This window comes from Nocardioides sp. Z50_6 (assembly GCF_058215755.1).
The window spans coordinates 547,799-570,360 of sequence record NZ_JBZAJB010000002.1; the positions used below are offsets into that span (position 1 = coordinate 547,799).

General features: G+C 71.7%; 20 protein-coding genes and 2 tRNA genes. 15 read left to right on the top strand and 7 right to left on the bottom strand.

Annotated features, from left to right (window positions below; translation table 11 throughout):
• Nucleotide 1 precedes the first annotated feature (1 nt).
• From recF to AC4BGE_RS07395, 8 genes are all read left to right on the top strand, one after another.
• Complete coding sequence (recF, locus tag AC4BGE_RS07360; protein ID WP_490574840.1) at nucleotides 2-1,156, top strand: DNA replication/repair protein RecF; 1,155 nt, start codon at nucleotides 2-4, stop codon at nucleotides 1,154-1,156.
• Nucleotides 1,149-1,766: a DciA family protein gene (locus AC4BGE_RS07365; protein ID WP_490574841.1), complete on the top strand. Its 618-nt coding sequence runs from the start codon at nucleotides 1,149-1,151 to the stop codon at nucleotides 1,764-1,766. Before recF ends, AC4BGE_RS07365 begins: the two co-directional genes overlap by 8 nt.
• A 268-nt stretch (nucleotides 1,767-2,034) precedes the next feature.
• Nucleotides 2,035-4,131 carry a DNA topoisomerase (ATP-hydrolyzing) subunit B gene (gyrB, locus tag AC4BGE_RS07370; protein ID WP_490574842.1) on the top strand — a complete coding sequence of 699 codons (2,097 nt, stop codon included), beginning with the start codon at nucleotides 2,035-2,037 and terminating at the stop codon, nucleotides 4,129-4,131.
• A gap of 56 nt (nucleotides 4,132-4,187) precedes the next feature.
• The gene (gene gyrA, locus AC4BGE_RS07375; protein ID WP_490571999.1) at nucleotides 4,188-6,929 is read left to right on the top strand and encodes a DNA gyrase subunit A; all 2,742 of its coding nucleotides are present in this window, start codon (nucleotides 4,188-4,190) and stop codon (nucleotides 6,927-6,929) included.
• Nucleotides 6,929-7,456, top strand: coding sequence for a DUF3566 domain-containing protein (locus AC4BGE_RS07380; protein WP_490574843.1), 528 nt, complete (start codon nucleotides 6,929-6,931; stop codon nucleotides 7,454-7,456). The genes gyrA and AC4BGE_RS07380 overlap by 1 nt, the downstream gene beginning before the upstream one ends.
• 86 nt (nucleotides 7,457-7,542) lie before the next feature.
• Nucleotides 7,543-7,619 (top strand) — tRNA-Ile (locus tag AC4BGE_RS07385).
• A 65-nt stretch (nucleotides 7,620-7,684) separates the two neighbouring features.
• Complete coding sequence (locus AC4BGE_RS07390) at nucleotides 7,685-7,822, top strand: DLW-39 family protein (RefSeq protein WP_490572001.1); 138 nt, start codon at nucleotides 7,685-7,687, stop codon at nucleotides 7,820-7,822.
• A gap of 44 nt (nucleotides 7,823-7,866) precedes the next feature.
• Nucleotides 7,867-7,939 (top strand) — tRNA-Ala (locus AC4BGE_RS07395).
• Nucleotides 7,940-8,073: 134 nt separating this feature from the next.
• On the opposite strand, the gene AC4BGE_RS07400 is transcribed toward AC4BGE_RS07395, so the two are convergent.
• Nucleotides 8,074-9,018 carry a sulfite exporter TauE/SafE family protein gene (locus tag AC4BGE_RS07400; protein ID WP_490574844.1) on the bottom strand — a complete coding sequence of 315 codons (945 nt, stop codon included), beginning with the start codon at nucleotides 9,016-9,018 and terminating at the stop codon, nucleotides 8,074-8,076.
• A 167-nt stretch (nucleotides 9,019-9,185) separates the two neighbouring features.
• Between AC4BGE_RS07400 and AC4BGE_RS07405 the strand changes: the two genes are divergently transcribed.
• Genes AC4BGE_RS07405 through AC4BGE_RS07420 form a run of 4 tightly spaced genes read left to right on the top strand, consistent with a single transcriptional unit; the run spans nucleotide 9,186 to nucleotide 12,436 of the window.
• Nucleotides 9,186-10,145 carry an SURF1 family cytochrome oxidase biogenesis protein gene (locus AC4BGE_RS07405; protein WP_490574845.1) on the top strand — a complete coding sequence of 320 codons (960 nt, stop codon included), beginning with the start codon at nucleotides 9,186-9,188 and terminating at the stop codon, nucleotides 10,143-10,145.
• 10 nt (nucleotides 10,146-10,155) lie between these two features.
• Complete coding sequence (locus tag AC4BGE_RS07410) at nucleotides 10,156-10,569, top strand: DUF3817 domain-containing protein (protein ID WP_490572011.1); 414 nt, start codon at nucleotides 10,156-10,158, stop codon at nucleotides 10,567-10,569.
• A gap of 6 nt (nucleotides 10,570-10,575) precedes the next feature.
• Nucleotides 10,576-11,400, top strand: coding sequence for a patatin-like phospholipase family protein (locus AC4BGE_RS07415; RefSeq protein ID WP_490574846.1), 825 nt, complete (start codon nucleotides 10,576-10,578; stop codon nucleotides 11,398-11,400).
• Nucleotides 11,401-11,410: 10 nt separating this feature from the next.
• Nucleotides 11,411-12,436, top strand: a complete 1,026-nt coding sequence (locus AC4BGE_RS07420) for a 1-acyl-sn-glycerol-3-phosphate acyltransferase (protein WP_490574847.1) — start codon at nucleotides 11,411-11,413, stop codon at nucleotides 12,434-12,436.
• Nucleotides 12,437-12,519: 83 nt separating this feature from the next.
• Here the strand turns inward: AC4BGE_RS07420 and AC4BGE_RS07425 are convergent, their stop codons facing one another.
• Nucleotides 12,520-13,194, bottom strand: coding sequence for a hypothetical protein (locus AC4BGE_RS07425; protein ID WP_490574848.1), 675 nt, complete (start codon nucleotides 13,192-13,194; stop codon nucleotides 12,520-12,522).
• Nucleotides 13,195-13,339: 145 nt separating this feature from the next.
• On the opposite strand from AC4BGE_RS07425, the gene AC4BGE_RS07430 reads away from it, so the two are divergent.
• Together AC4BGE_RS07430 and AC4BGE_RS07435 are read left to right on the top strand one after the other, a co-directional pair.
• On the top strand, nucleotides 13,340-13,852 hold the full coding sequence (locus AC4BGE_RS07430) for a peptidylprolyl isomerase (RefSeq protein WP_490572015.1): 513 nt from the start codon (nucleotides 13,340-13,342) through the stop codon (nucleotides 13,850-13,852).
• A gap of 22 nt (nucleotides 13,853-13,874) precedes the next feature.
• Complete coding sequence (locus AC4BGE_RS07435) at nucleotides 13,875-14,813, top strand: rhomboid family intramembrane serine protease (RefSeq protein WP_490572016.1); 939 nt, start codon at nucleotides 13,875-13,877, stop codon at nucleotides 14,811-14,813.
• 155 nt (nucleotides 14,814-14,968) lie between these two features.
• Here the strand turns inward: AC4BGE_RS07435 and AC4BGE_RS07440 are convergent, their stop codons facing one another.
• Nucleotides 14,969-15,436, bottom strand: a complete 468-nt coding sequence (locus AC4BGE_RS07440) for a cell division protein CrgA (RefSeq protein ID WP_490572017.1) — start codon at nucleotides 15,434-15,436, stop codon at nucleotides 14,969-14,971.
• 49 nt (nucleotides 15,437-15,485) lie between these two features.
• Between AC4BGE_RS07440 and AC4BGE_RS07445 the strand changes: the two genes are divergently transcribed.
• Entirely contained in the window at nucleotides 15,486-16,238 is a 753-nt protein-coding gene (locus AC4BGE_RS07445) for a DUF881 domain-containing protein (RefSeq protein WP_490572018.1), read from the top strand.
• A 41-nt stretch (nucleotides 16,239-16,279) separates the two neighbouring features.
• On the opposite strand, the gene pknB is transcribed toward AC4BGE_RS07445, so the two are convergent.
• From pknB to AC4BGE_RS07465, 4 genes are read right to left on the bottom strand one after another with little or no spacing between them, the layout of a single operon-like run.
• The gene (gene pknB, locus AC4BGE_RS07450; RefSeq protein WP_490574849.1) at nucleotides 16,280-18,076 is read right to left on the bottom strand and encodes a Stk1 family PASTA domain-containing Ser/Thr kinase; all 1,797 of its coding nucleotides are present in this window, start codon (nucleotides 18,074-18,076) and stop codon (nucleotides 16,280-16,282) included.
• The gene (locus tag AC4BGE_RS07455; RefSeq protein WP_490574850.1) at nucleotides 18,076-19,692 is read right to left on the bottom strand and encodes a serine/threonine protein kinase; all 1,617 of its coding nucleotides are present in this window, start codon (nucleotides 19,690-19,692) and stop codon (nucleotides 18,076-18,078) included. The genes pknB and AC4BGE_RS07455 overlap by 1 nt, the downstream gene beginning before the upstream one ends.
• A complete protein-coding gene (locus tag AC4BGE_RS07460) occupies nucleotides 19,689-21,155 on the bottom strand; it encodes a peptidoglycan D,D-transpeptidase FtsI family protein (protein ID WP_490574851.1) in 1,467 nt (488 codons plus the stop codon). Before AC4BGE_RS07460 ends, AC4BGE_RS07455 begins: the two co-directional genes overlap by 4 nt.
• Entirely contained in the window at nucleotides 21,152-22,555 is a 1,404-nt protein-coding gene (locus AC4BGE_RS07465; RefSeq protein ID WP_490572022.1) for an FtsW/RodA/SpoVE family cell cycle protein, read from the bottom strand. The genes AC4BGE_RS07460 and AC4BGE_RS07465 overlap by 4 nt, the downstream gene beginning before the upstream one ends.
• Between the last annotated feature and the right edge of the window lie 7 nt (nucleotides 22,556-22,562).

The following is a 22,562-nucleotide window of genomic DNA, read 5'->3' on the forward strand; positions in this document are numbered from 1 at the left end:
CGTGTACGTCTCGCACCTCCTGCTCCACGACTTCCGCTCCTACACCGACATCGACGTCGAGCTGGAGCCCGGCGCCACGGCGTTCATAGGTCGCAACGGCCAGGGCAAGACCAACCTCGTCGAGGCCGTCGACTACCTGTCCCGGCTCGGCTCCCACCGGGTGGCCACCGACGCCCCGCTGGTGCGGGCCGGCACCGACCAGGCCCTGGTCCGTGCGGTGGTGGTCAAGGACGGACGTCCCGCGACCCTGGAGGTCGAGCTCAACCCGGGCCGGGCCAACCGGGCCCGGATCAACAGGTCCCCGCTGCCGAGACCGCGCGACCTGCTCGGCCTGGTCCGCACGGTGGTCTTCTCCCCCGAGGACCTCACCCTGGTCAAGGGCGACCCGAGCGACCGCCGCCGCTTCCTCGACGACCTGCTGGTGCTGCGTACCCCCAGGCTGGCCGGGGCCCGCGCGGACTACGACCGGATCCTGCGCCAGCGCAACTCGCTGCTCAAGACCGCCGGCGCGGCGCGCCGCGGCGGCTCCTCGCAGGAGGCGGCGCTCTCCACGCTCTCGGTCTGGGACTCCCACCTGGCCCGGGTGGGCGGCGAGCTGCTGGCCCACCGGCTCGAGCTGGTCGAGTCCCTGCGCCCCTACGTCGGCAAGGCCTACGAGGCGGTGGCCCGCGGTGCCTCGCGCGACGACGCCGAGATCGACTACAAGTGCTCCTTCGAGCTGGAGCCGTGGACCGAGCCCCCGGGGGCCGAGGACCTGGAGCGGCAGATCCTGGCCGAGCTGGAGCGGCGCCGGCGCGACGAGCTGGAGCGCGGGGTCAGCCTGGTGGGTCCGCACCGCGACGACCTGCTGCTGGTGCTGGGCAACGGCGACGTCCGGCTGCCGGTCAAGGGCTACGCCTCCCACGGGGAGTCGTGGTCGGTCGCGCTGGCGCTCAAGCTCGCCTCCTTCGACCTGCTGCGCAGCGAGGGCGACGACCCCATCCTGATCCTCGACGACGTCTTCGCCGAGCTCGACACCGGACGACGCCAGCAGCTGGCCGCCCTGGTCGCGGGCGCGGAGCAGGTGCTGGTCACCGCCGCGGTCGCCGAGGACGTGCCGCAGGCCCTGGCCGGGGCCCGCTTCCACGTCGCCGAGGGGCGGGTGACCCGTGGCTGAGGTGCGGCCGGACCCCGTCGGGGGCGAGGAGGCGAAGGAGAGCGCGGGGTCCCACGAGGCTGGGGAGCCGAAGGAGATCGAGGAGCTCGAGGAGCACCGCGACGACGGCCTCGACCTGGCGCGGGCCCAGGCCCGGGCCACGTCGCGCTCCCCCGGCGCCCCGCCGGCCAAGCGGCGCAAGCAGGCAGGACAGGGCAGTGCCTTCGCGCCGCGCACCCGGGGCCGGAGCCGGGTCTCGGGGGCCCACCCCGACGACCGCGACCCCCAGCTGCTGGGCAGCGCCCTGGAGCGGCTGGTCCGGAGCCGCGCGTGGGAGACCGACCTCCAGGTGCAGAGCGTCTTCGCCCGCTGGTCGGAGCTGATCGGTGCGGAGGTCGGCGACCACTGCACCCCCGAGACGCTGGTCGACGGCAAGCTGGTGGTGCGCACCGACTCCACCGCGTGGGCGACCCAGCTCAGGATGCTCGCCCCCCAGCTGGTGCGCCGGCTCAACGAGGAGCTGGGGCACGGCACGGTGGTGGTCATCGAGGTGCTCGGCCCGCACCTGCCGTCGTGGAAGAAGGGACCACGTTCCACCCGCGGCCGGGGGCCCCGAGACACCTACGGCTGAGCCTGGGGCCGACGGGCCAGAGCCGCGTCGTGCGGATCTGAGAGGCCCGCGGACGTACAGGGAGTCATCCGGACCCCTGATCGGGGCTCGGAGGGGCCTTCTCGGACCGCTCAGAGCCGATTTCGTCCCCAGATCGCCCCATCTGTGGCCCGGATGCATGCCTCAGGAGGTCCTAGCCGCTAAACTGGCCGCTGGGTCGCGGACTCTGGTAGTCGCGGCTTTCTGTGTGTCGAGATGCCCCTGAGCGGGCGAGTGGAAGAGGGACCGCGTGAGTGCTGAGTCGCCAGTCGAAGACCTGAGTTCCGGCCAGTCGAGCACGGCGAGCGACGGCGAGTACGACGCCTCCGCGATCCAGGTGCTCGAGGGCCTCGAGGCGGTCCGCAAGCGCCCCGGCATGTACATCGGCTCGACCGGTGCCCGGGGTCTGCACCACCTGATCTGGGAGGTCGTCGACAACTCGGTCGACGAGGCGCTGGCCGGCCACTGCGACCGGATCGTGCTGACCCTCCAGGCGGACGGCGGGGTCCGGGTCGAGGACAACGGTCGCGGCATCCCCACCGGCATCCACCCGACCGAGGGCATCTCCGCCCTCACCATGGCGCTGACCATGCTGCACGCCGGCGGCAAGTTCGGCGGAGGTGGCTACAAGGTCTCCGGCGGTCTGCACGGCGTCGGCATCTCGGTGGTCAACGCGCTGTCCACCCGGGTGATCGCCGAGGTGAAGAACCGCGGCCACCTGTGGCGCCAGACCTTCCACATCGGCGTCCCCGAGGCCGACCTCGCGGAGGTCCGGCCGATGGAGGACGGCGAGCGCACCGGCACCACGATCATCTTCTACCCCTCCCGCGAGATCTTCGAGACCGTCGAGTTCGACCTGGAGACCATCACCTCCCGGCTGCGCGAGATGGCCTTCCTCAACAAGGGCCTGGAGATCATCATCCGCGACGAGCGGCCGGCCGCCGAGGCCGTCGCGGACGCGGTGGAGGACGGCACCGTGGCCGTCGACGCGGCTGAGCCCGCCGACAACGCGCTGCGCCGGGGCGCCGGCGGGGGTGTGGAGCGCCGCTTCAAGTTCGAGCGCGGCATCGTCGACTACGTCGAGCACCTCAACCGCAACAAGGACCGGGCGAACGCCTCGGTCATCTCTTTCGAGGCCCAGACTCCGCCCACCGCGCAGAGCCACATGAGCCTCGAGGTGGCGATGCAGTGGAACACCAGCTTCAACGAGTCGGTGCACACCTTCGCCAACAACATCAACACCCACGAGGGGGGCACCCACGAGGAGGGCTTCCGCGCGGCGCTCACCACCCTGGTCAACAACTGGGGCGAGGAGTGGGGCCTGGTCAAGAAGAAGGATGACCGGGTCTCCGGTGACGACATCCGCGAGGGCCTGACCGCCATCATCTCGATCAAGCTGGGCGAGCCCCAGTTCGAGGGCCAGACCAAGACCAAGCTCGGCAACACCGAGGCCAAGGGCTTCACCCAGCGGGTGGTCAACGACCAGCTCGGTGCCTGGCTGGAGCAGAACCCCAACGAGGGCAAGGAGATCATCCGCAAGGCCCAGGCGGCCGCCTCGGCCCGGATGGCCGCCCGCAAGGCGCGCGACCTGGCCCGCAACCGCAAGGGCCTGCTGGGTGGCGGCGGACTGCCGGGCAAGCTGGCCGACTGCCAGTCGACCAACCCCCGCGAGTGCGAGGTCTTCATCGTCGAGGGTGACTCCGCCGGCGGCTCGGCCAAGCAGGGCCGCGACCCGCGCATCCAGGCGATCCTCCCGATCCGCGGCAAGATCCTCAACGTCGAGAAGGCGCGGATCGACAAGGTGCTCGGCAACGCCGAGGTACAGGCGATCATCTCCGCCCTCGGCACCGGTATCCACGAGGAGTTCGACCTCGACAAGCTGCGCTACCACAAGGTCGTGCTGATGGCCGACGCCGACGTCGACGGCCACCACATCAACACGCTGCTGCTGACCCTGCTGTTCCGGTTCATGAAGCCGCTGATCGAGCACGGCTACGTCTACATGGCGCAGCCGCCGCTCTACCGGCTGCGCTGGAACAAGCCGCACGAGCACGAGTTCGTCTACTCCGACGCCGAGCGCGACAACCTGATGCGCGACGGCCTGGAGCAGGGCAAGAAGCTGCCCAAGGAGAACCCCGTGCAGCGCTACAAGGGTCTGGGCGAGATGAACGCCGACGAGCTGTGGGAAACCACCATGGACCCGACCCAGCGCCTGATGCTGCAGGTCACGCTCGACGACGCGGCACAGGCCGACGAGATCTTCTCCATCCTGATGGGCGAGGACGTCGAGCAGCGACGTTCCTTCATCCAGCGCAACGCCAAGGACGTCCGATTCCTCGATATCTAGGTTTCTAACAAGATCCTTAGATTCGAGTAGATCAACCGATCAAGAGAGACGAACACGTGACTGAGACTCCCCCGGGCGGCACCACGATCCACGGCGGCGGCGACGACGACGGCCGGATCCAGCCGATCGAGCTGCAGACGTCGATGAAGCGCTCCTACATCGACTACGCGATGGCCGTCATCGTGGGCCGCGCCCTACCGGACGTGCGCGACGGTCTCAAGCCCGTGCACCGTCGGATCCTCTACGCGATGTTCGACGGCGGCTACCGGCCCGACCGCGGCTTCTCCAAGTGCTCGCGCGTGGTCGGTGACGTGATGGGTCAGTACCACCCGCACGGCGACTCCGCGATCTACGACACCATGGTCCGCCTCGCCCAGCCCTGGGTGATGCGCAACCCGCTGATCAACGGGCAGGGCAACTTCGGCTCGCCGGGCAACGACCCGGCCGCCGCCATGCGGTACACCGAGTGCCGGATGGCCCCGCTGGCGCTGGAGATGGTCCGCGACATCGACCACGACACCGTCGACTTCCAGCCCAACTACGACGGCCGCTCCTCCGAGCCCACCATCCTGCCCAGCCGCTTCCCCAACCTGCTGGTCAACGGCTCCGCCGGGATCGCGGTCGGCATGGCCACCAGCATCCCGCCGCACAACCTGCGCGAGGTCGCCGAGGGCGCGATCTGGGCGCTGGAGCACCCCGACGCCTCGCGCGAGGAGCTCCAGGACGCGATGATCGAGCGGATCAAGGGGCCCGACTTCCCGATGGGCGCCCTGATCGTCGGCCGCCAGGGCATCGAGCAGACCTACCGCACCGGTCGCGGGTCGATCTCGCAGCGGGCCGTGGTGGAGATCGACGAGGACGCCAAGGGCCGCACCTGCCTGATGATCTCCGAGCTGCCCTACATGGTGAACCCGGACAACCTGGCGCTGAAGATCGCCGAGCTGGTCGACAACGGCCGGATCCAGGGGATCGCGGACGTCCGCGACGACACCTCCTCGCGCACCGGGCAGCGGCTGGTCGTCGTGCTCAAGCGCGACGCGGTGGCCCGGGTGGTGCTCAACAACCTCTTCAAGCACACCGAGCTGCAGTCCAACTTCAGCGCCAACATGCTCGCGCTGGTCGACGGCGTCCCGCGGACCCTGACCATCGACCAGTTCATCAGCCACTGGGTGACCCACCAGATCGAGGTCATCCAGCGCCGGACGCGCTTCCTGCTGGCCAAGGCCGAGGCCGACGCCCACATCTGGCGCGGCCTGGTCAAGGCCCTGGACATGCTCGACGAGGTGATCGCGCTGATCCGCCGCTCGCCCGACGTGGACGAGGCCCGTACCGGGCTGATCGCGCTGCTCGACGTCGACGAGCTCCAGGCCGACGCGATCCTCACCATGCAGCTGCGCCGCCTGGCTGCGCTGGAGCGGCAGAAGATCATCGACCGCCTCGCCGATCTCGAGCGCGAGATCGCCGACTACAAGGACATCCTGGCCAACGAGGCCCGGCAGCGGCAGATCGTGATCACCGAGCTGACCGAGGTGGTCGACAAGCACGGCGACGACCGACGCAGCCAGATCATCGCTGCCGACGGGGACCTCTCCATGGAGGACCTGATCCCCGACGAGGAGCTGGTCGTCTCGATCACCCGCGGTGGCTACGCCAAGCGCACCCGTCGCGACCAGTACCGGATCCAGAAGCGTGGCGGCAAGGGCGTGCGTGGGGCCACCCTGCGCGGCGACGACGTGGTGGAGCACTTCATCGCCACCACCAACCACCACTGGCTGCTCTTCTTCACCACCGCCGGCCGGGTCTACCGCACCAAGGCCTACAACCTGCCCGAGGCGTCCCGCGACGCCAAGGGCGGTCACGTCGCCGGTCTGCTCTCCTTCCAGCCCGACGAGTCGATCGCGCAGGTGCTGGCCATCCGCGACTACGACCAGGCGCCCTACCTGGTGCTCGCCACCAAGCAGGGGCTGGTCAAGAAGACCCGGCTGGCCGACTACAACTCGCCGCGTCAGGCCGGCGTCATCGCCATCAACTTCCGCCACGACGACGACGAGCTGATCGGCGCCGAGCTGGTCAACTCCGAGGACCACATCCTGCTGGTCTCCCGCAAGGGCCAGGCGGTGCGGTTCCGCGCCGACGACTCCCAGCTGCGCCCGATGGGCCGCGCTACCGGCGGCGTGACCGGGATGAAGTTCCGCGACGGCGACTCGCTGCTGTCGATGTCGATCATCCGGGCCGCCCAGGTCGAGGCCGAGGACGCCGCCGGCGAGGCGGGGGTCTCGGTGGAGGATGCGGCGGAGACCACGTCCGGCGGTGCCGAGCAGCCGGTCGGCGAGCAGGGTCCGTGGTTCGGCCTGCACCCGCAGTACGTCTTCACCATCACCGACGGCGGGTTCGCCAAGCGGACCCCGATCCCGGAGTACCGCGTGCAGTCGCGCGGCGGCATCGGGATCAAGGCGATGTCGCTGGCCAACGCGGAGCGGGGCCAGCTGGTCGGCGCCTTCATCGTCGAGGAGGGTGACGAGATCCTCTCGATCACCGCCGGCGGACAGGTCGTGCGCAGCCCGATCAACGAGAACTTCCGCCCCACCGGACGCTCCACGATGGGCGTGAAGTTCGTCAGCCCGAAGGCCGGGGACTCGGTCGTCGTGGTCGCACGCTCGATGGAAGCGCGCGAGGATGCAACAATCGATGAGGACGTCACGGCCGAGGAGGTCACCGAGGCCGAGGCGGGCTCCCACCCGCAGTCCGACCCCCAGACCGAGAGCAGCACCGAGAGCAGCACAGAGAGTGACTCCTGATGACCGAGAGCGCACGTCCGCGCAGCCGTGAATCCGAGGACACGGTCGTGCGGACGGCGCTGCCCGGACGGATCGGCGCCACCCTGAGCAAGGCGGCGGAGGAACACCGCAACACCGCCACCATGAGGCCGACCACGGCGGGCAAGAAGCAGCCCCGCCGGGCCCGGCTCCGCCTGACCCGGCTCGACCCGTGGTCGGTGACCAAGACCTCGTTCCTGCTCTCGGTCGCCTTCGGCATCGTCACCTTCGTCGCGGTCTTCATCGTCTGGTTCGTGCTGGGTGCCGCGGGCGTCTGGGACTCCATCAACGAGACGGTGGCGAGCGTCGCCGACCCCAAGGACTCCCCCAGCGCCTTCGACATCACCGAGTACGTCGGGATGTCCCGGGTCCTGGGCTTCACCGCCCTGGTGGCGGTGCTCGACGTCTTCCTGCTGACCGCTATCGCCACCTTGGGGGCGTTCCTCTACAACATGTCCGCCGCGCTCCTCGGGGGCGTGGAGGTCACCCTGGCCGAGGACCAGCACTAGGCGTTTTGTTGCTCCCGAAGCCGATCAGGTAGTCTTCCCCGCGGTCACCGCCTCGGCGGTGACGTCGTCCGGCCCCGGCCGGAGGAGGGCCTATAGCTCAGACGGTTAGAGCGCTTCCCTGATAAGGAAGAGGTCACAGGTTCAAGTCCTGTTAGGCCCACCACCCCCGGTCGGACTCCCCGGCACTCGTCGAGGTCACTCCCGGCCGGTGAAGACGAGGAGACCACCGTGAAGAAGCTCGTGCTGATCCTGCTGGCCGCCGCCGGTGCCACCCTCGCGAAGAAGAAGCTCGACCAGAGCCGCACCGAGCAGGCCCTGTGGGCCGAGGCCACCGACCCGGTCACCACCAGCACCCCGCCGAGCTGAACCGGGTCGGCTGACACGCGCAGCCGCACCCACCTGGTTCACCAGGGGCCTTGGCGCAATTGGTAGCGCACCTGCTTTGCAAGCAGGGGGTTAGGGGTTCGAGTCCCCTAGGCTCCACTGAAAGGCCTGGGGGCTCCACCCCGGGCCTTTCTTCATTTTCGGGGCCTTTCGGGGTCCAACCCCCCTGCTCACGCTGGTCGGGCCGTGGGGGGCAGGGGGAAGCGCCGTGCTTTTCTGGGCCCGACGGCCTCTCAGCCCTCGGCCGGGCTGCCGGCCCCGCGTGCCTCGGCCGGGCCGCCGACCAGAGCGTCCTCCTCGCGGGACTCCCCGGCGGCCCGAGCGATCCGCTCCCGGCCCCACGCCTTCCACGCCACGACGCTGGTCACCACGACGGTGAAGAGGATGAGGACGATGTCGACGGCCAGCGGCAGGCCGCCCATGCTGGAGATGATGGTGATCCCGTTGGTCAGGATGACCAGGCCGCCGACCAGCGTGCCCATCGGGGCGTGCGGGAGCTTGCCGGCGAGCCGCGCCGCGATGGGCGCCATCGCCACACCGCCCAGGCACAGGCCCAGCACGTAGAGCCACGGGATGTCCTGGTGGGCGATGCCGACCAGGAAGCCGGCGGAGACCGAGATGGCGACCATGAACTCCGCCAGGCTGACCGTGCCGACGACCTTGCGCGGCTCGTGGGAGGTCACCGTGAGCAGGCTCGGGGTGACCACGGGGCCCCAGCCACCGCCGCCGGTGGCGTCGACGAAGCCGCCGAGCAGGCCGATCGGGGAGAGCCAGCGGGCGGTGCTCCCGTTCTTCGGGGTGCGGATGACGCTGCGGTCGAAGCCGAACTTCAAGAAGATCAGGACACCGAAGAAGATCAGCAGCCCCGCCATCCAGGTCTTGGCCGAGGCGAGGCTGATGTTGGTCAGCACCACCGCCCCCAGGAAGCCGCCGACCATGCCGGGCAGGGCGATGCGGACCAGGACGCCCTTGTCGACGTTGCCGACCTGCCAGTGGGAGAGCCCGCTGACCAGGGTGGTGGGCAGCTTGGCGGCGTGCGTCGCCGCGCTCGCGGTGGCCGGCGCGACGCCGAGGAAGAGCAGGACCGTGGCGGAGGTGACCCCGAACCCCATCCCCAGGGTGCCGTCGACCAGCTGGGCGAGGGCACCTGCGACGGCGAAGGCGGCGATGAGGAGCATGAAGGGATGCCTTTCAAGCAAAGTCCATTAACTCACTAGAGTGTGCCTGATTGGTGGTCGCACGTCCACTCCCCGCGGCCCGGCGAGGCGTGGCCTCGGTCTCAGCCTGCGGGGCCCCTTCGAGCCCGGCGAAAGCCGCGCTTCCGCCCGCCGCCTACGCTCGTGACGTGCTCTCCCACCCGCTGTTGCGCCCCGTCGCGTGGGGCGCTCACCTGCTCGCCGTCGTCCTGGTCGCCACCGCGGTCTGGCTCGGTCTCTGGCAGATGGGGTCCTGGCAGGAGCAGCGCAGCGACGCCGCCGTGGGGCGCTCCGAGCTGGCGCCCGTGCCGCTGGCCGACGCCCTGGGACCCGACCAGCCCTTCCCCAAGTCCGAGGTCGGGCGGCCGGTGAAGGTCGAGGGGACCTGGGTCCCCGAGGGCACGGTCGTGGTCTCCGACCGGCGCCAGGACGGGGAGGACGGCTTCTGGGCGGTCACCCCGCTCGCGGTCGAGGATGCCGACCACCCCGCGGCGCTCCTGGTGGTGCGCGGGTGGTTCGCCGACCTCGACCGGCTCCCCGACCCTCCCCGGGGTCGCGCGGAGCTCACTGGCTGGCTCCAGCCGCCCGAGGGCAGCACCGGCGTCACGGACGAGGACCGCACCGACGACGTCCTGCCCCAGCTGCGGATCGCCGACGCCATCCAGCACGTCGACCAGGACCTCTACGGCGCCTTCCTGGTCCTGGACCACTCCGGCGAGGTGCCGAGCGACGCGGTGCAGGGCCTGGTCCCGGCCGACCTCGCCCAGCTTCCCGAGACCGCCCGGACGACGGGCCTGCGCAACCTGCTCTACGGCATCGAGTGGTGGGTCTTCGCGGCCTTCGCCGCGTTCATCTGGTGGCGCTGGTGCGCCGACGAGGTGGCCCGGGCGCGCGCCGCCGGGACCGGCCCCGGGACCGACCCCGGGACCGGCCCCGGGACCGGCCCCGAGACCGGCCCCGAGACCGGCCCCGAGCCTGACTCCGAGACCGGCCCCGAGCCTGACTCCGAGACCGTTCCCGAGTCCGGGGACACCGGCGGCGAGCCGGGCGTGGGACCCGTCGGCGGACCCGGCGAAGAGGCCTCCGGCACCCTTGCCGGCGGCCGGTAATCTCGGGACCGTGAAAGCAGCACTCACGCGTTACCGGGTCATGGCCTGGGTCGTCGGCGTCCTCCTGATCGTCCTGTGCCTGGTGGGTGTCCCGTTGTCCAACTTCGACGGGACCTCGATGTGGGGGTTCGTCCCCACCACGCCCAACTGGTTCGACGAGGGCAGCCGGGCCGACGAGCTCGGCGAGTTCATCACCGGCTGGCTGGGCACCCTGCACGGCTGGCTCTACATGATCTTCCTGATCTTCGCCTTCTCGCTGGCGCGCAAGGCCAACTGGAGCCTCGGCTTCATGGTCGTGACGCTCCTGATGGGCACCGTCCCGGTGCTCTCCTTCTGGTCCGAGCGCCGGGCGACGGCCAAGGTCCGGGCCGAGTTCGCCGACGAGCTCGCCGCACCGCCGGCGCCCCGCGAGCGGGTCGGTTAGCCGGCGGTGACCACGGCGTTCGTGCTCGGGGGCGGAGGGGTGCTGGGCGCCGTGGAGGTGGGGATGCTCCGCGCCCTGCTCGAGCGCGGGATCGTCCCCGACCTGGTGGTCGGCACCAGCATCGGCGCCCTCAACGGCGCGCTGGTCGCGCAGGATCCGACGCCGCCGGTCGTGGAGCGGCTCACCCGCCTGTGGGTGGCCGCCGCGCGCAACCGCGAGGTCTACGGCGACCGGCCGCTGCGCACCGTCCGGCGGGCCCTCGTCACCCGCACCCACGTCTACTCCTCCCGGCCGCTGGCCCGGTTGCTGCGCGAGGAGCTCGGGGAGGTCACCTTCGAGGAGCTCCCCGTCAGGTTCCAGGTGTGCGCCTCCCACATCGAGAGCGCGGCCGAGCACTGGTTCGACTCCGGCCCGGTGGTCGACGCGGTGGTCGCCAGCGCCGCGGTGCCGGGGCTGCTGCCCCCGGCCAGGATCGGCGAGGAGCACTACCTCGACGGCGGCCTGGTCAACTCCGTCCCGGTCGGCCGGGCCGTCGAGCTGGGGGCGACCCGCGTCTTCGTGCTCCAGGTCGGTCGCTTCGACCGGCCGCTCACCGCGCCCTCCACCGCCCTCGAGGTGGCCCGGGTCTCCTTCGAGATCGCCCGGCGGCACCGCTTCGTGCGCGAGATGGCCGCCCTGCCGGACGGGGTGGAGGCCCACGTGCTGCCCGCGGCCGGGACGTCGCCGCGCGACGACTCGATGCTGGCCCACCGTGACTTCGCGAGTGTCGAGGCGCGGATCGCCGCGACCTACGAGTCGGCGCGCGACTACCTCGCCCAGAAGCTCGCGTGAGGACGCGCCGATGAGCCCCCGTCGGGCCTGGGTGCTGCAGCGGTTCCTGGTCGCCCCCGTCGTGGTGGGCGCCGCCGTGCTGGCCTGGATCTCGCTGCCGTTGTGGCTGATCGCGGCCGCGATGCTCTCACCGCTGCTCCCGGGCCGGTGGCGGCTGCTGCGGATCGCCTGGCTCGCCCTGCTCTACCTCAGCGCCGAGGCGCTGCTGCTGGTGGTGCTGCTGGCCTTCTGGCTGGCCAGCGGCCTGGGTCGCACCATCCGTTCGCCCTACTGGGCGGGCATCCACTACGAGCTCGTCGAGGGGCTCCTGGTCGTGCTCTTCCGGGAGGCGCGGCGGGTGCTGGCCCTGCGCATCCGCACCGACGGCCCCGACCCCTCCCGGTCGCCCGACGCCCCGGTGCTGGTCTGCTGCCGGCACGCCGGACCCGGCGACTCCTTCACCCTGATGTACGCCCTGATGCACTGGTACGCCCGCGAGCCCCGGGTGGTGCTCAAGGACACCCTGGCCTGGGACCCAGCGATCTCGGTGCTGCTGCACCGGCTGCCCGCGCGCTTCATCTCCACCGGGGGCGGTGCCGAGTCCGAGGCGCAGGTCGCCGCGCTGGCCCGCGACCTGGACGTCGACGACGCGTTCGTCATCTTCCCCGAGGGCGGCAACTTCACCCCCGCGCGCCGGGAGAAGGCCATCGCCCGGCTGCAGGGGCTGGGGCTCCACCGGATGGCCGCTCGCGCGGAGGCGATGATCCACGTGCTGGCCCCGCGCCCCGGCGGCTTCCTGGCCGCCCTGGACGCCGCCCCCGAGGCCGACGTCCTGATGGTCGCCCACACCGGGCTCGACCACCTGCTGACCGTCGGCGACGTGTGGCGCGAGCTGCCGATGGACAAGGAGATCGTGATGCGCTGGTGGCAGGTGCCGCGCGAGGAGATCCCCACCGAGCACGAGGCGCGGATCGAGTGGCTCTTCGCCTGGTGGGAGCGGATCGATGAGTGGGTCGAGGAGAACCGCCCCGGGGACCGGACGCCGACGCCCCGCTGAGCCGGGCTCAGCGGGGCGTTGCGGAAGTCGGGACGGCCGCCTCGACGAGCCGGAGCCCGCCTGCGACCTGCGTCCCGGAGGCGTCAGGGACGGGGGGCGTCGCCGGGGACGTCGCTGAGGTCGACCACGTCGGCGGGGGCGTCCGGGGTGGTCGCGGCGTGCGGCTCGGCCGAGGCGTCGGCCAGGGCCTCGCCCGGCTCGGAGCCGGCCACGTCCTCACCCTCGCCGGCGGCGTGCGCGCCGCCGACCGCACCCACGCCGGCCGCACCGGACGCGCCGGCCGGGGACGGCGGCGGGGTCGGCACGTAGGAGCTCTGCCACTTCTCCTCCTTGCCCCCGCGCAGCTTGCTGAAGAGGGCGCCGCCGGCCGCCAGGACCAGCGAGACCAGCAGCAGCTTCTTGAGCTTGCCGCCCTTCTTGGGCTGCTCGCCCCGCAGCGCGGCGGACTTCTCACCGGCCACCTGCTTGACGGACTCCGCCTTTTCGGCGGCCAACGCGGCCGCCCGGGCGGCGGCGGCGCCGGCGGCGACCGAGGCCTTGCCGGCCGCGACCTGGGCCTTCTCCGCAGCGACGACCGCCTTGTCGGCCGCGACGATCTTGCCCTGGGTGACGTAGGGCGCAGCCTGGGTCCGCGCGTCCTGGGCCGTGGTGCGGGCGGTCACCAGAGCCGCCTCGACCTGGGGCCGGACCTGCTCGGCGACGTCCTGGGCCTTGATCTGGGCCTTCTCCAGCAGTGTCTTCTGCCTGCGGATGTGCATGTGATCAACCTTTCTGAGGTGTTTTCCCATCTCACCATGCCCGCCGTGGACGGGGCCAGGGCTCTGGTCGCGCCTCGGACCCTTTGGGGGGCGTGGGAAGATCGGGCAGCAACTCCATGTGTACCCACTTGAGCGAGAGGCAGTCATGGCTGACCTGAAGGCCACCCTGAAGACGAACAAGGGTGACATCGTCATCAACCTGTTCCCGAACCACGCCCCGGAGACCGTCGAGAACTTCGTCGGGCTCGCGGAGGGGACCAAGGAGTACCGGGACGACGCCGGCCGCTCCGGCGAGCGTTTCTACGACGGCCTGACCTTCCACCGGGTCATCGACGGCTTCATGATCCAGGGCGGCTGTCCGCTGGGCCGCGGCACGGGTGGTCCGGGCTACACCTTCAAGGACGAGGTGCACCCCGAGCTCGTCTTCGACAAGCCCTACCTGCTGGCGATGGCCAACGCCGGGCCGGGCACCAACGGGTCGCAGTTCTTCATCACCGTGACCCCCACGCCGCACCTCAACATGAAGCACACCATCTTCGGCGAGGTCGCCGACCAGGCCTCGCGCGACGTGGTCGACGCGATCGCCAAGGCTCCCACGGGGGCCATGGACCGCCCCAAGGAGCCGATCGTCATCGAGTCGGTCGAGATCTCGCGCTGACGACTCCGGCCACCTCCCCACTGTGAGCGAGCCGTCCGTCCCCGCGACCGGGGTGCCCGTCTGCTACCGGCACCCCGGTCGCGAGACCTACGTCCGGTGCCAGCGGTGCGATCGCCCGATCTGCCCGGACTGCATGCGGGACGCGGCCGTGGGCTTCCAGTGCCCCGAGTGCGTCGCCGAGGGCGCGAAGTCGACCCGCAGCGGCCGGGCCGCCTACGGCGGGAGCCGCTCCGCGAACCCGGCCCAGACCTCCCTGGTGCTGATCGGCATCAACCTCGCGGTCTGGGTCAGCGTGCTGGTCACCGGCGGGCGGGACTCGTGGCTGGCCTCCCGGCTGATGCTGCTGCCCCAGGGGCGCTGCGCGCTCGAGGGGTCGCCCACCAGCTACTTCCGCGGCGTCGGGGAGGACGCGTGCGCGTCGGTGCCCGACACCTTCTGGGCCACCGGACTCGCCGACGGGGCGTGGTGGATGGCGGTGACCCACGGCTTCGTCCACATCGACATCTGGCACGTGGCGCTCAACTGCCTCGGGCTGTGGGTCCTCGGGCCGGCGGTCGAGGCGGCCCTGGGCCGGGTCCGCTTCCTGGCGGTCTACCTGCTCTCCACGCTGACCGGGGGCGCCACCGTCTTCTGGCTGGCCGACCCCGGCGGCAGCACCCTGGGTGCCTCCGGCGGCGTCTTCGGCCTGATCGGCGCGCTCGCCGTGCTCTCCTTCAAGGTGGGCGGTGACCTGCGCGGCGTCCTCACCCTGCTGGCGCTCAACCTCGTCTTCACCTTCACCTTCCCCGGGATCTCCTGGGAGGGCCACCTCGGCGGGCTCGCCGGCGGCGCGCTGGCGACCGCCGTCTTCATCTGGGCCCCCCGAGGCCCGCGCCGCGCCGCGTGGCAGTGGGCGGGCGTCGGGCTGATCCTGGTGGCTCTGGCGGTCGCCTTCGCGACCCGCGCGGCCGTGCTCGGCTGAGGTCCCGCTCTCTCCACAGGTGGGGAGAACCTGTGCATAACTACACGCGTGTAACTCTCCACAGGTCTCTCCCCAGATGTGGAAACACCCGGGACCCCCACGGGGTCCCGGGTGCTGCGCTCATGCCGCGGGTGCGGCCTCGGCCAGGAGGCCGGTCACTCCCACTTGGTGGCGTAGGTGAAGCCCACCGCCATGAAGGCGATGCCGACCATCAGGTTGTAGTTGCCCAGGTCGTTGAGCACCCACAGGTCGGAGAGCTTGTCGCCGCTGAAGATGTAGAAGACGCAGATCCAGACCAGGCCGAGCAGGAAGCAGGTCAGCATCCCGACCACCACGCCGTTGCCGCGGCCCAGGGGGGAGGAGGGGGACGACGCCAGCGCGAGACCCAGCATCAGGGCGCCGAAGCCGATCGCGTAGTTCCACTTGCCCAGGTCGGCGAGGAAGGCCGGGCCGCCGGGCTCGGCGGGGGGAACGGCAGTCGGGTCGACCCGCACCACCACGTAGTAGTAGGCGATCCAGGCGATGCCGCCGGCCACCAGCAGGATCGCGAGCATGAAGGCCCAGGGGACGGATCGGCCCTTCCGCTCGTCGGTCGACTGCCGGTTGGCGTTGGTCTTGGACACCGTGGGTGCTCCTCGTGGATTGTTGGTGGGCGAGGCTAGCGTAGTCGCCATGGAGCCCAGGACCGACGAGTCCCCCGAGCGGCGGGGATGGCGGGTCGGCACACCCCTGGTCATCCTGCTCAGCGGCGTGCTCTTCGCGGTCAGCGCGGGCAACAGCGAGGGTGCCGACCTGCGTCCCTCCCGCTACACCGACCTCGCCTCCTTCGTCGAGGCGGAGTCCGACGAGGCCAACGCGCTCACCGCCCGCTTCGCCGAGCTCACCGCCGAGAACGAGGCGCTCACCCAGAGCCTCGGCGACCGGACGGTCAACCGCTACAACGCCGAGATCGACCTCCTCGAGGACCCGGCCGGCCTGACGCCCCGCTCCGGGCCCGCGGTGACCGTCGTCCTCGACGACGCGCCGCCCGAGCTGCTGGAGCAGGCCACCACCGAGACGGTCGACGAGCTGGTGGTGCACCAGCAGGACCTCCAGGCGGTGGTCAACGCGATGTGGAAGGGCGGTGCCACCGCGGTCACCCTCCAGGGTCAGCGGATCATCTCCACCACCGGCATCAAGTGCAGCGGCAACACCGTCCAGCTCCAGGGCGTGCCCTACTCCCCGCCCTACGTGATCACCGCGATCGGCGACCAGCTCGACATCCTGCGGGCCCTGGAGGGCGACGCCTACCTCCAGGCCTACCGCTCCGCCGCCCAGGACCCGTCGGTCCTGGTCGGCTGGGACGTCAAGGTCGAGGACTTCAAGACCGCCCCCGCCTACGAGGGTCTCCTCGACCTCAACTACGCCAAGCCGATCGTCGACTGACCCGGAACCGGCGTGGCCGAGCTCGACGTAGGACTCGTTGGCTAGCCGGTCGGACCTTCGGGCGGCGGCGGAAGCGTCGGCGTCGGGACCTCGGTGGGCGGCAACGGCGTCGGGACCTCGGTCGGGATCTCGGTCGGCGGCAGCGGGGTGGGGGTGGGCTCCTCGACCGGCTCCTCGTAGACCGAGACGTAGATGACGACCGTGCTGCCCTCGGGCGCCTCGCGACCCGCCTCGGGGGTCTGGCGCACCACGGTGCCCCGGGGCTCGGTGGTCTCGGTGGTCTCCACGACCTCCGGCACGAACCCGGTGTCGATGACCACCTTCTCGGCCGCGCGGCGGCGCATCCCGACCAGCTGGGGGATCTGCTCGGGCCCGTCGGAGAAGAAGAGGGTGACCACGGTCCCCTCGGGGACCTGCTCCCCGGCGGCCGGGCTGATCTCGACCACCTGGCCGGCCGGCTCGTCGGACTCCCGCTCCTCGAACTTGACCTTGAGCTTGCGGTTGCGCAGCACGTCGCGGGCCTCCCGCCGGTCCTGGCCCACCAGGAAGGGGACCTCCACCATCGGGGCACCGGTGGAGACCACGAAGCTGATCGTGGACCCCTCCTCGACGTAGACGTCGTTGGGCTCCTGCCGGATCACCTCGTCGGCCGCGGCGTCGGTGGACGGCTCGTGGTCGACGCTGCCGACCACCAGGCCGGCGTCGCGGATCTCCGCGCGGGCCTCGGACTCGCTGAGGCCGATCAGGTCGGGGACGCGCACCTCCTCGGTCTCGTCGGCGAACAGCCTCGGGATCACGTAGGCGGCCAGCGCGATCACCAGCAGGGCGACCAGCGCGATCACCACCAGGGGCCCCTTGCGGGTGCGGGAGGCCTGGGGCGGGAGGCCGGGCGGGGCCGGGGCCACCGCGGTCGGGGCGGTCGTCGCGGGCACCGGGGCGGTGGGCGCTGCCGGGACCGGCGCCGCCTGCACCGCCTGCCCGGCGAGGTAGCGCTCGATGTCTGTCCGCATCGCCGCCGCGCTCTGGTAGCGGTCCTCGACCCGCTTGGCCAGCGCCTTGAGCACGATCGCGTCGATCTCGGGCGTCAGGTCGGGGTCGTGGACCGACGGGGGCTGGGCCGGCTCGCGGACGTGCTGGTAGGCGACGGCGACCGGGCTCTCGCCGACGAACGGCGGCCGGCCGGTGAGGAGCTCGTAGAGGAGGCAGCCGGTGGAGTAGACGTCGGACCGGGAGTCGACCGTCTCGCCGCGGGCCTGCTCGGGGGAGAGGTACTGCGCGGTGCCGACCACCGCCGCCGTCTGGGTCATCGTGTTCGCGGCGTCCGAGACGGCCCGGGCGATGCCGAAGTCCATCACCTTCACGTCGCCGCTGGGGGTGAGCATGACGTTGCCCGGCTTGATGTCGCGGTGGATGATGCCGGCCCGGTGGCTGTAGTCCAGGGCACCCAGCACGTCGCTGGTGATCTCCAGCGCACGCTCGGGCAGGATCTTGCGGCCCTCGCGCAGGATGTCGCGCAGGGTGCGCCCGGCGACGTACTCCATCACGATGTAGGGCTGGGAGACCCCGCCCTCGGGCGAGCCGTCCTCGGTCCACTCCTCGCCGGTGTCGTAGACGCTGACGATGGAGGGATGGTTGAGCGAGGCCGACGACTGCGCCTCCCGGCGGAACCTGGCCTGGAACGTGGCGTCGCTGGCCAGGTCGGTGCGCAGCCTCTTGACCGCGACGGTGCGGCCGAGCCTGGTGTCGGTGCCCTTGCGGACCTCGGCCATGCCGCCGCGGCCGAGCAGCTCGCCCAGCTCGTAGCGGCCGCCGACGACGGTCGGCCCTGCCTTGCTCATCAATCGCCTCTCGGGGTGGGGTCGAACGCGTCGTCCGGCGACGCGGGGGTCTCTTCAGCGGTGGGGGCCGTGGGCTCCGGCGTCGGGGTCGGCGTCGGGGTCGGCTCGGGCGTGGGGGTCGGGGTGGGCGTGGGCGTGGGCTGCTGCGTGGGGGTGGGCGTCGGCTCCTGGGTCGGGGTGGGCTCCTGGGTGGGAGTCGGCTCCTGCGTCGGCTCCGGCGCCGAGCCCCAGTAGGCCACCGTGACCCGGTCGCCGCGCGCCAGCGAGCCCGTGGGGTTCACCGAGATCACCTCGCCGGCGGTCTCCTCGCCGGGGTTGGTCCGCTCGTCGCGCACCACCTGCAGCCCGAGCCGGGAGAGCTCGCGGGCCACCTCGCGCACGTCGCGCCCGACGTAGTCGGAGGCCCGGACCACGACCGACTCGTCCTCGGTGGGCTCCTGGGTCGGCGAGGGGCTCTGCGACCGGGCGGGCCGGACCGGCTCCTCGGGCTCCTGCTCGTCCTGGGTGAGCCACCACCACGCGGCTCCCCCCAGCAGGGCCAGCAGCAGCACCCCGGCCACGGCGAGCGGCCACGAGGGGCGCCCCTGCTCCGGCTGGGCGGGCAGCTCCCCGGTCGCCGGCGGGCCCACGGTCGTCGCGGTGGTGGCGGGCAGCACCCCCGTCGGGGCGACGTCGCCCGGCGGGGGCAGCACGGTGGTCAGCGGCTCGTGGACGGGCACCGTGCCGGCGTAGGCCACCGGGTCGCGCAGCGCGGCGGCGAAGGCCGCCCCGTCGGCGAACCGGTCCTGGGGGTCCTTGGCCAGGGCGCGGCGCACCACCGCGGCCAACGGGCGCGGCACGTCCTCGGGCAGCTCGGGGACCGGCTGCCTGAGGTGGGCCAGCGCGGTGGCGACCGGGCTGTCGGCCTCGAAGGGGCGGCGTCCGGCCAGGCACTCGAAGGCGACCACGCCGAGCGAGTAGACGTCGGAGGCGGGGGTGGCCCGGCCCCCCTCGGCCTGCTCGGGGGAGAGGTACTGCGGGGTGCCCATCACCTGGCCGGTCTGGGTCAGCGCCATCCCCTCGGCCGCCCGGGCGATGCCGAAGTCGGTGACCTTGACCCGGCGGTCGGGGGTGACCAGCAGGTTGGCGGGCTTCACGTCGCGGTGCACGATGCCGGCCCGGTGGGCGACGCCCAGGGCGTCGCCGACCTGGGCGAGCAGGTCGCGGGTGACGTCGGGATCCAGGGGGACCCCCGAGCGGAGCAGCGCCGAGAGCGGCTGGCCCTCGACCAGCTCCATCACCAGGAAGGGGCGGGCCGCGCCCGACCCGTCACGGGTGCCGGCCTCGCCGAAGTCGTAGACCGCCGCGATGCCCTGGTGGGCCAGGGACGCGGCGTGCCGGGCCTCGGTCTCGAACCGGGACCGGAACGTCGCGTCGTCGGCGTACTCGGCCTTCAGCAGCTTGACCGCCACCGGCCGCTCGAGCACCGTGTCGGTCGCCCGCCAGACCTCGCCCATGCCGCCGGTGGCGATCCGGGAGTCGAGGCGGTACCGGTGCGCGTCGTCGACCCAGCGCTCCGGGCCGGGACCGCCCGGGCCCTCCATGCTCTGGGTGGGGGGCTCGTCGTGGTCGCTCACTGGGTGATCACCGCTTCCATCACTGCCTTCGCGATCGGCCCGCCGAGGCGGCCGCCTGCAATCTCGCCGCGCGGGATGTCGGCCTTCTGGATCATCACCGCGACCGCGACCTGGGGATCCACGGCCGGGGCGAAGGAGACGAACCACGCGTACGGCGGCACCTCGGGCTGGCCGCTCTGGGCCGTCCCCGTCTTGCCGGCCACCGAGACACCCGGGATCGCCGCCGGCGAGGCGGTGCCGCTGTCGACCGTGGCGACCAGGAGCTCGGTGAGGTCCCGCGCGGTCGAGGAGGAGACGGCCTTGTTCAGCTCCTTCGGCTCGGTCTGGTCGAGCACCTGCAGGCTGGGGGAGCTGACCTTGTCGACCAGGTAGGGGGTCATCACCGAGCCGCCGTTGCCGATCCCGGCGGCCACCATCGCCATCTGCAGCGGGGTGGCCGCGACCTCGAACTGGCCGATCCCGGTCTGGCCGAGCTGGGCCTCGTCGAGCTGGGTGGGGAAGACCGAGGTGGCCTGCGGCAGGTCCTCCAGGTACTTCTTGTTGAAGCCGAAGGCTTCGGCCTGCTCGATCATCCCCTCGGCGCCCACCTCGACGGCCAGCGCGGCGAAGGTGGTGTTGCAGGAGTTCTCCATGGCCTGGGTGAAGGGGATCGGGCCGGTGCCGCAGGAGCGGCCCTCGTTGCCGATCAGCCCGGTCTCGTCGCTGGTCAGCGGCAGCTGGTAGGTCGCGCCGCCCGGGACCTTCGAGTCGGCGGTGTAGCCGGCGTGCTCCATCGCGGCCGCGGCGGTCACCAGCTTGAAGACCGAGCCGGGGGGCAGGCGGGTGCTGGTGGCCCGGTTGAGCAGCGGGTCGCCCGGGGCCTCCTGCAGCTCCTTCTGGGCCGCGGTCACCTCGCCGAGCCGGTGGCTGGCCAGCAGGTTGGGGTCGTAGGTGGGCAGCGAGACCATGGCCAGCACCTTGCCGGTCGACGGCTCCAGGGCGACCACCGCGCCCTCCACGTCGCCGGGCAGCGCCGAGAGGCCGTCGAAGGCGGCCTGCTGGGCGGCCGGGTTGATCGTCGTCTGGACGCTGCCACCCTGGGGCTCGGTGCTGCTCAGCATGTCGATCAGCCGGGTCACGAAGAGCCGGGAGTCCTCGCCGGAGAGCACGTCGTTCTCGCTGCGCTCCAGCCCGGTCTGGCTGAAGTAGGTGAAGGCGCCGGTGATCGGGGCGTACTGGAACGGCTTGGGGTAGACCCGCTGGAACTCGTACTTGTCGTCGGAGGGCACCGACTCCGCGATCGCCTGCCGGCCGACCAGGATCGCGCCGCGCTCGCGGGAGAAGGCGGCCTCGATGATGCGCCGGTTCTGGGGGTCCTCGGCCAGCTCGCCGGCGCGCCAGTACTGGAGGTAGCTGGCGTTGACCAGCAGTGCGAGGAAGAGGAGCAGGCAGAAGCCCGCGACGGTCCGGATGGGCTTGTTCATCGCAGTCTCACCACCTGGGTCGCGTCGTCGTCACCGGTTCCCGCGGCCTGCGGGGAGAGGTCCGGCGGAGGGCGCCGGGCCTGGTCGGAGATCCGGGCGATCAGGGCGATGATGACCCAGTTGGCCACCAGGGACGAACCGCCGTAGGAGAGGAACGGGGTGGTGAGGCCGGTGAGCGGGATCAGGCCGGTGACGCCGCCGACGACCACGAAGACCTGCAGCGCGAAGATCGAGGCCAGGCCGGTGGCGACCAGCTTGCCGAAACCGTCGCGACAGATCAGGGCGGTGCGCAGGGCGCGCTCGACGATCAGGCCGTAGAGCACCAGGACGGCCATCACGCCGGTCAGGCCGAGCTCCTCGCCGATCGCGGCGATGATGAAGTCCGACTCCGCCAGCGGGATGCGGTCGGGCCGGCCCTCGCCGAAGCCGCGGCCGATCAGGCCGCCCCAGCCCATCCCGAAGAGCCCTTCGACCAGCTGTCCGGAGCCGGGGGTCTTGTCGTAGTAGGCCATCGGGTCGAGCCAGATGTTGAAGCGGTTCCGGACGTGACCGAAGAGCTGGTAGCCGGCGAAGGCACCGACGGCGAACAGGCCGATGCCCACGATCGGCCACCCGGGCCGCTCGGTCGCGACGTAGAGCATCACCAGGAAGAGGCCGAAGAAGAGGAGGCTGGACCCCAGGTCGCGCTGGAAGACCAGGATCCCCAGGCTGACCAGCCACATCATCAGGATCGGCCCCAGGTCGCGGCCGCGGGGCAGGTCCAGGAAGAGCAGCCGGCGACCGGCCAGCGCGAGCGCGTCGCGGTGCAGCACCAGGTAGCCGGCGATCCCCACCACCAGCAGCACCTTGGCCACCTCGCCCGGCTGGAAGCTGAGCGGGCCGAGCCGGATCCAGATCCGGGCGCCGTAGATCTCCCGGCCGAGCCCCGGCACCATCGGCAGCAGCAGCAGGATCACCGCGACCAGCGAGCTGGTGTAGGTGAACCGCTGCAGCACCCGGTGGTCGCGGACCAGCACCAGGGTGGCGACGAAGAGGCCCACCCCCAGGGTCATCCAGATCAGCTGCTGCTGGGCGAAGTCGTGGGACCGGCCGGCCGCCTCTTTGGCCAGGTCGAGCCGGTAGATCACCGCGAGGCCGAGCCCGTTGAGGGCGGCCACCACCGGCAGCAGCACCGGGTCGGCGTACGGGGCGAAGAAGCGCAGGGTGAAGTGCGCGGCGAGGACCAGCACGGTCAGCCAGCCGCCGTAGCCGACCAGGTTGACCGGGACCTCGCCGTCGACGCCGAGGCCGACAGCCGCGTAGGCGCCGATGCCCACCACGAGCGCGAGCACGAGCAGGAAGAGCTCCGCGCCCCGCCGGCGGCGGTGCACGAAGCCCATCAGGGCACCTGTCTGGCTCATCTCGGAC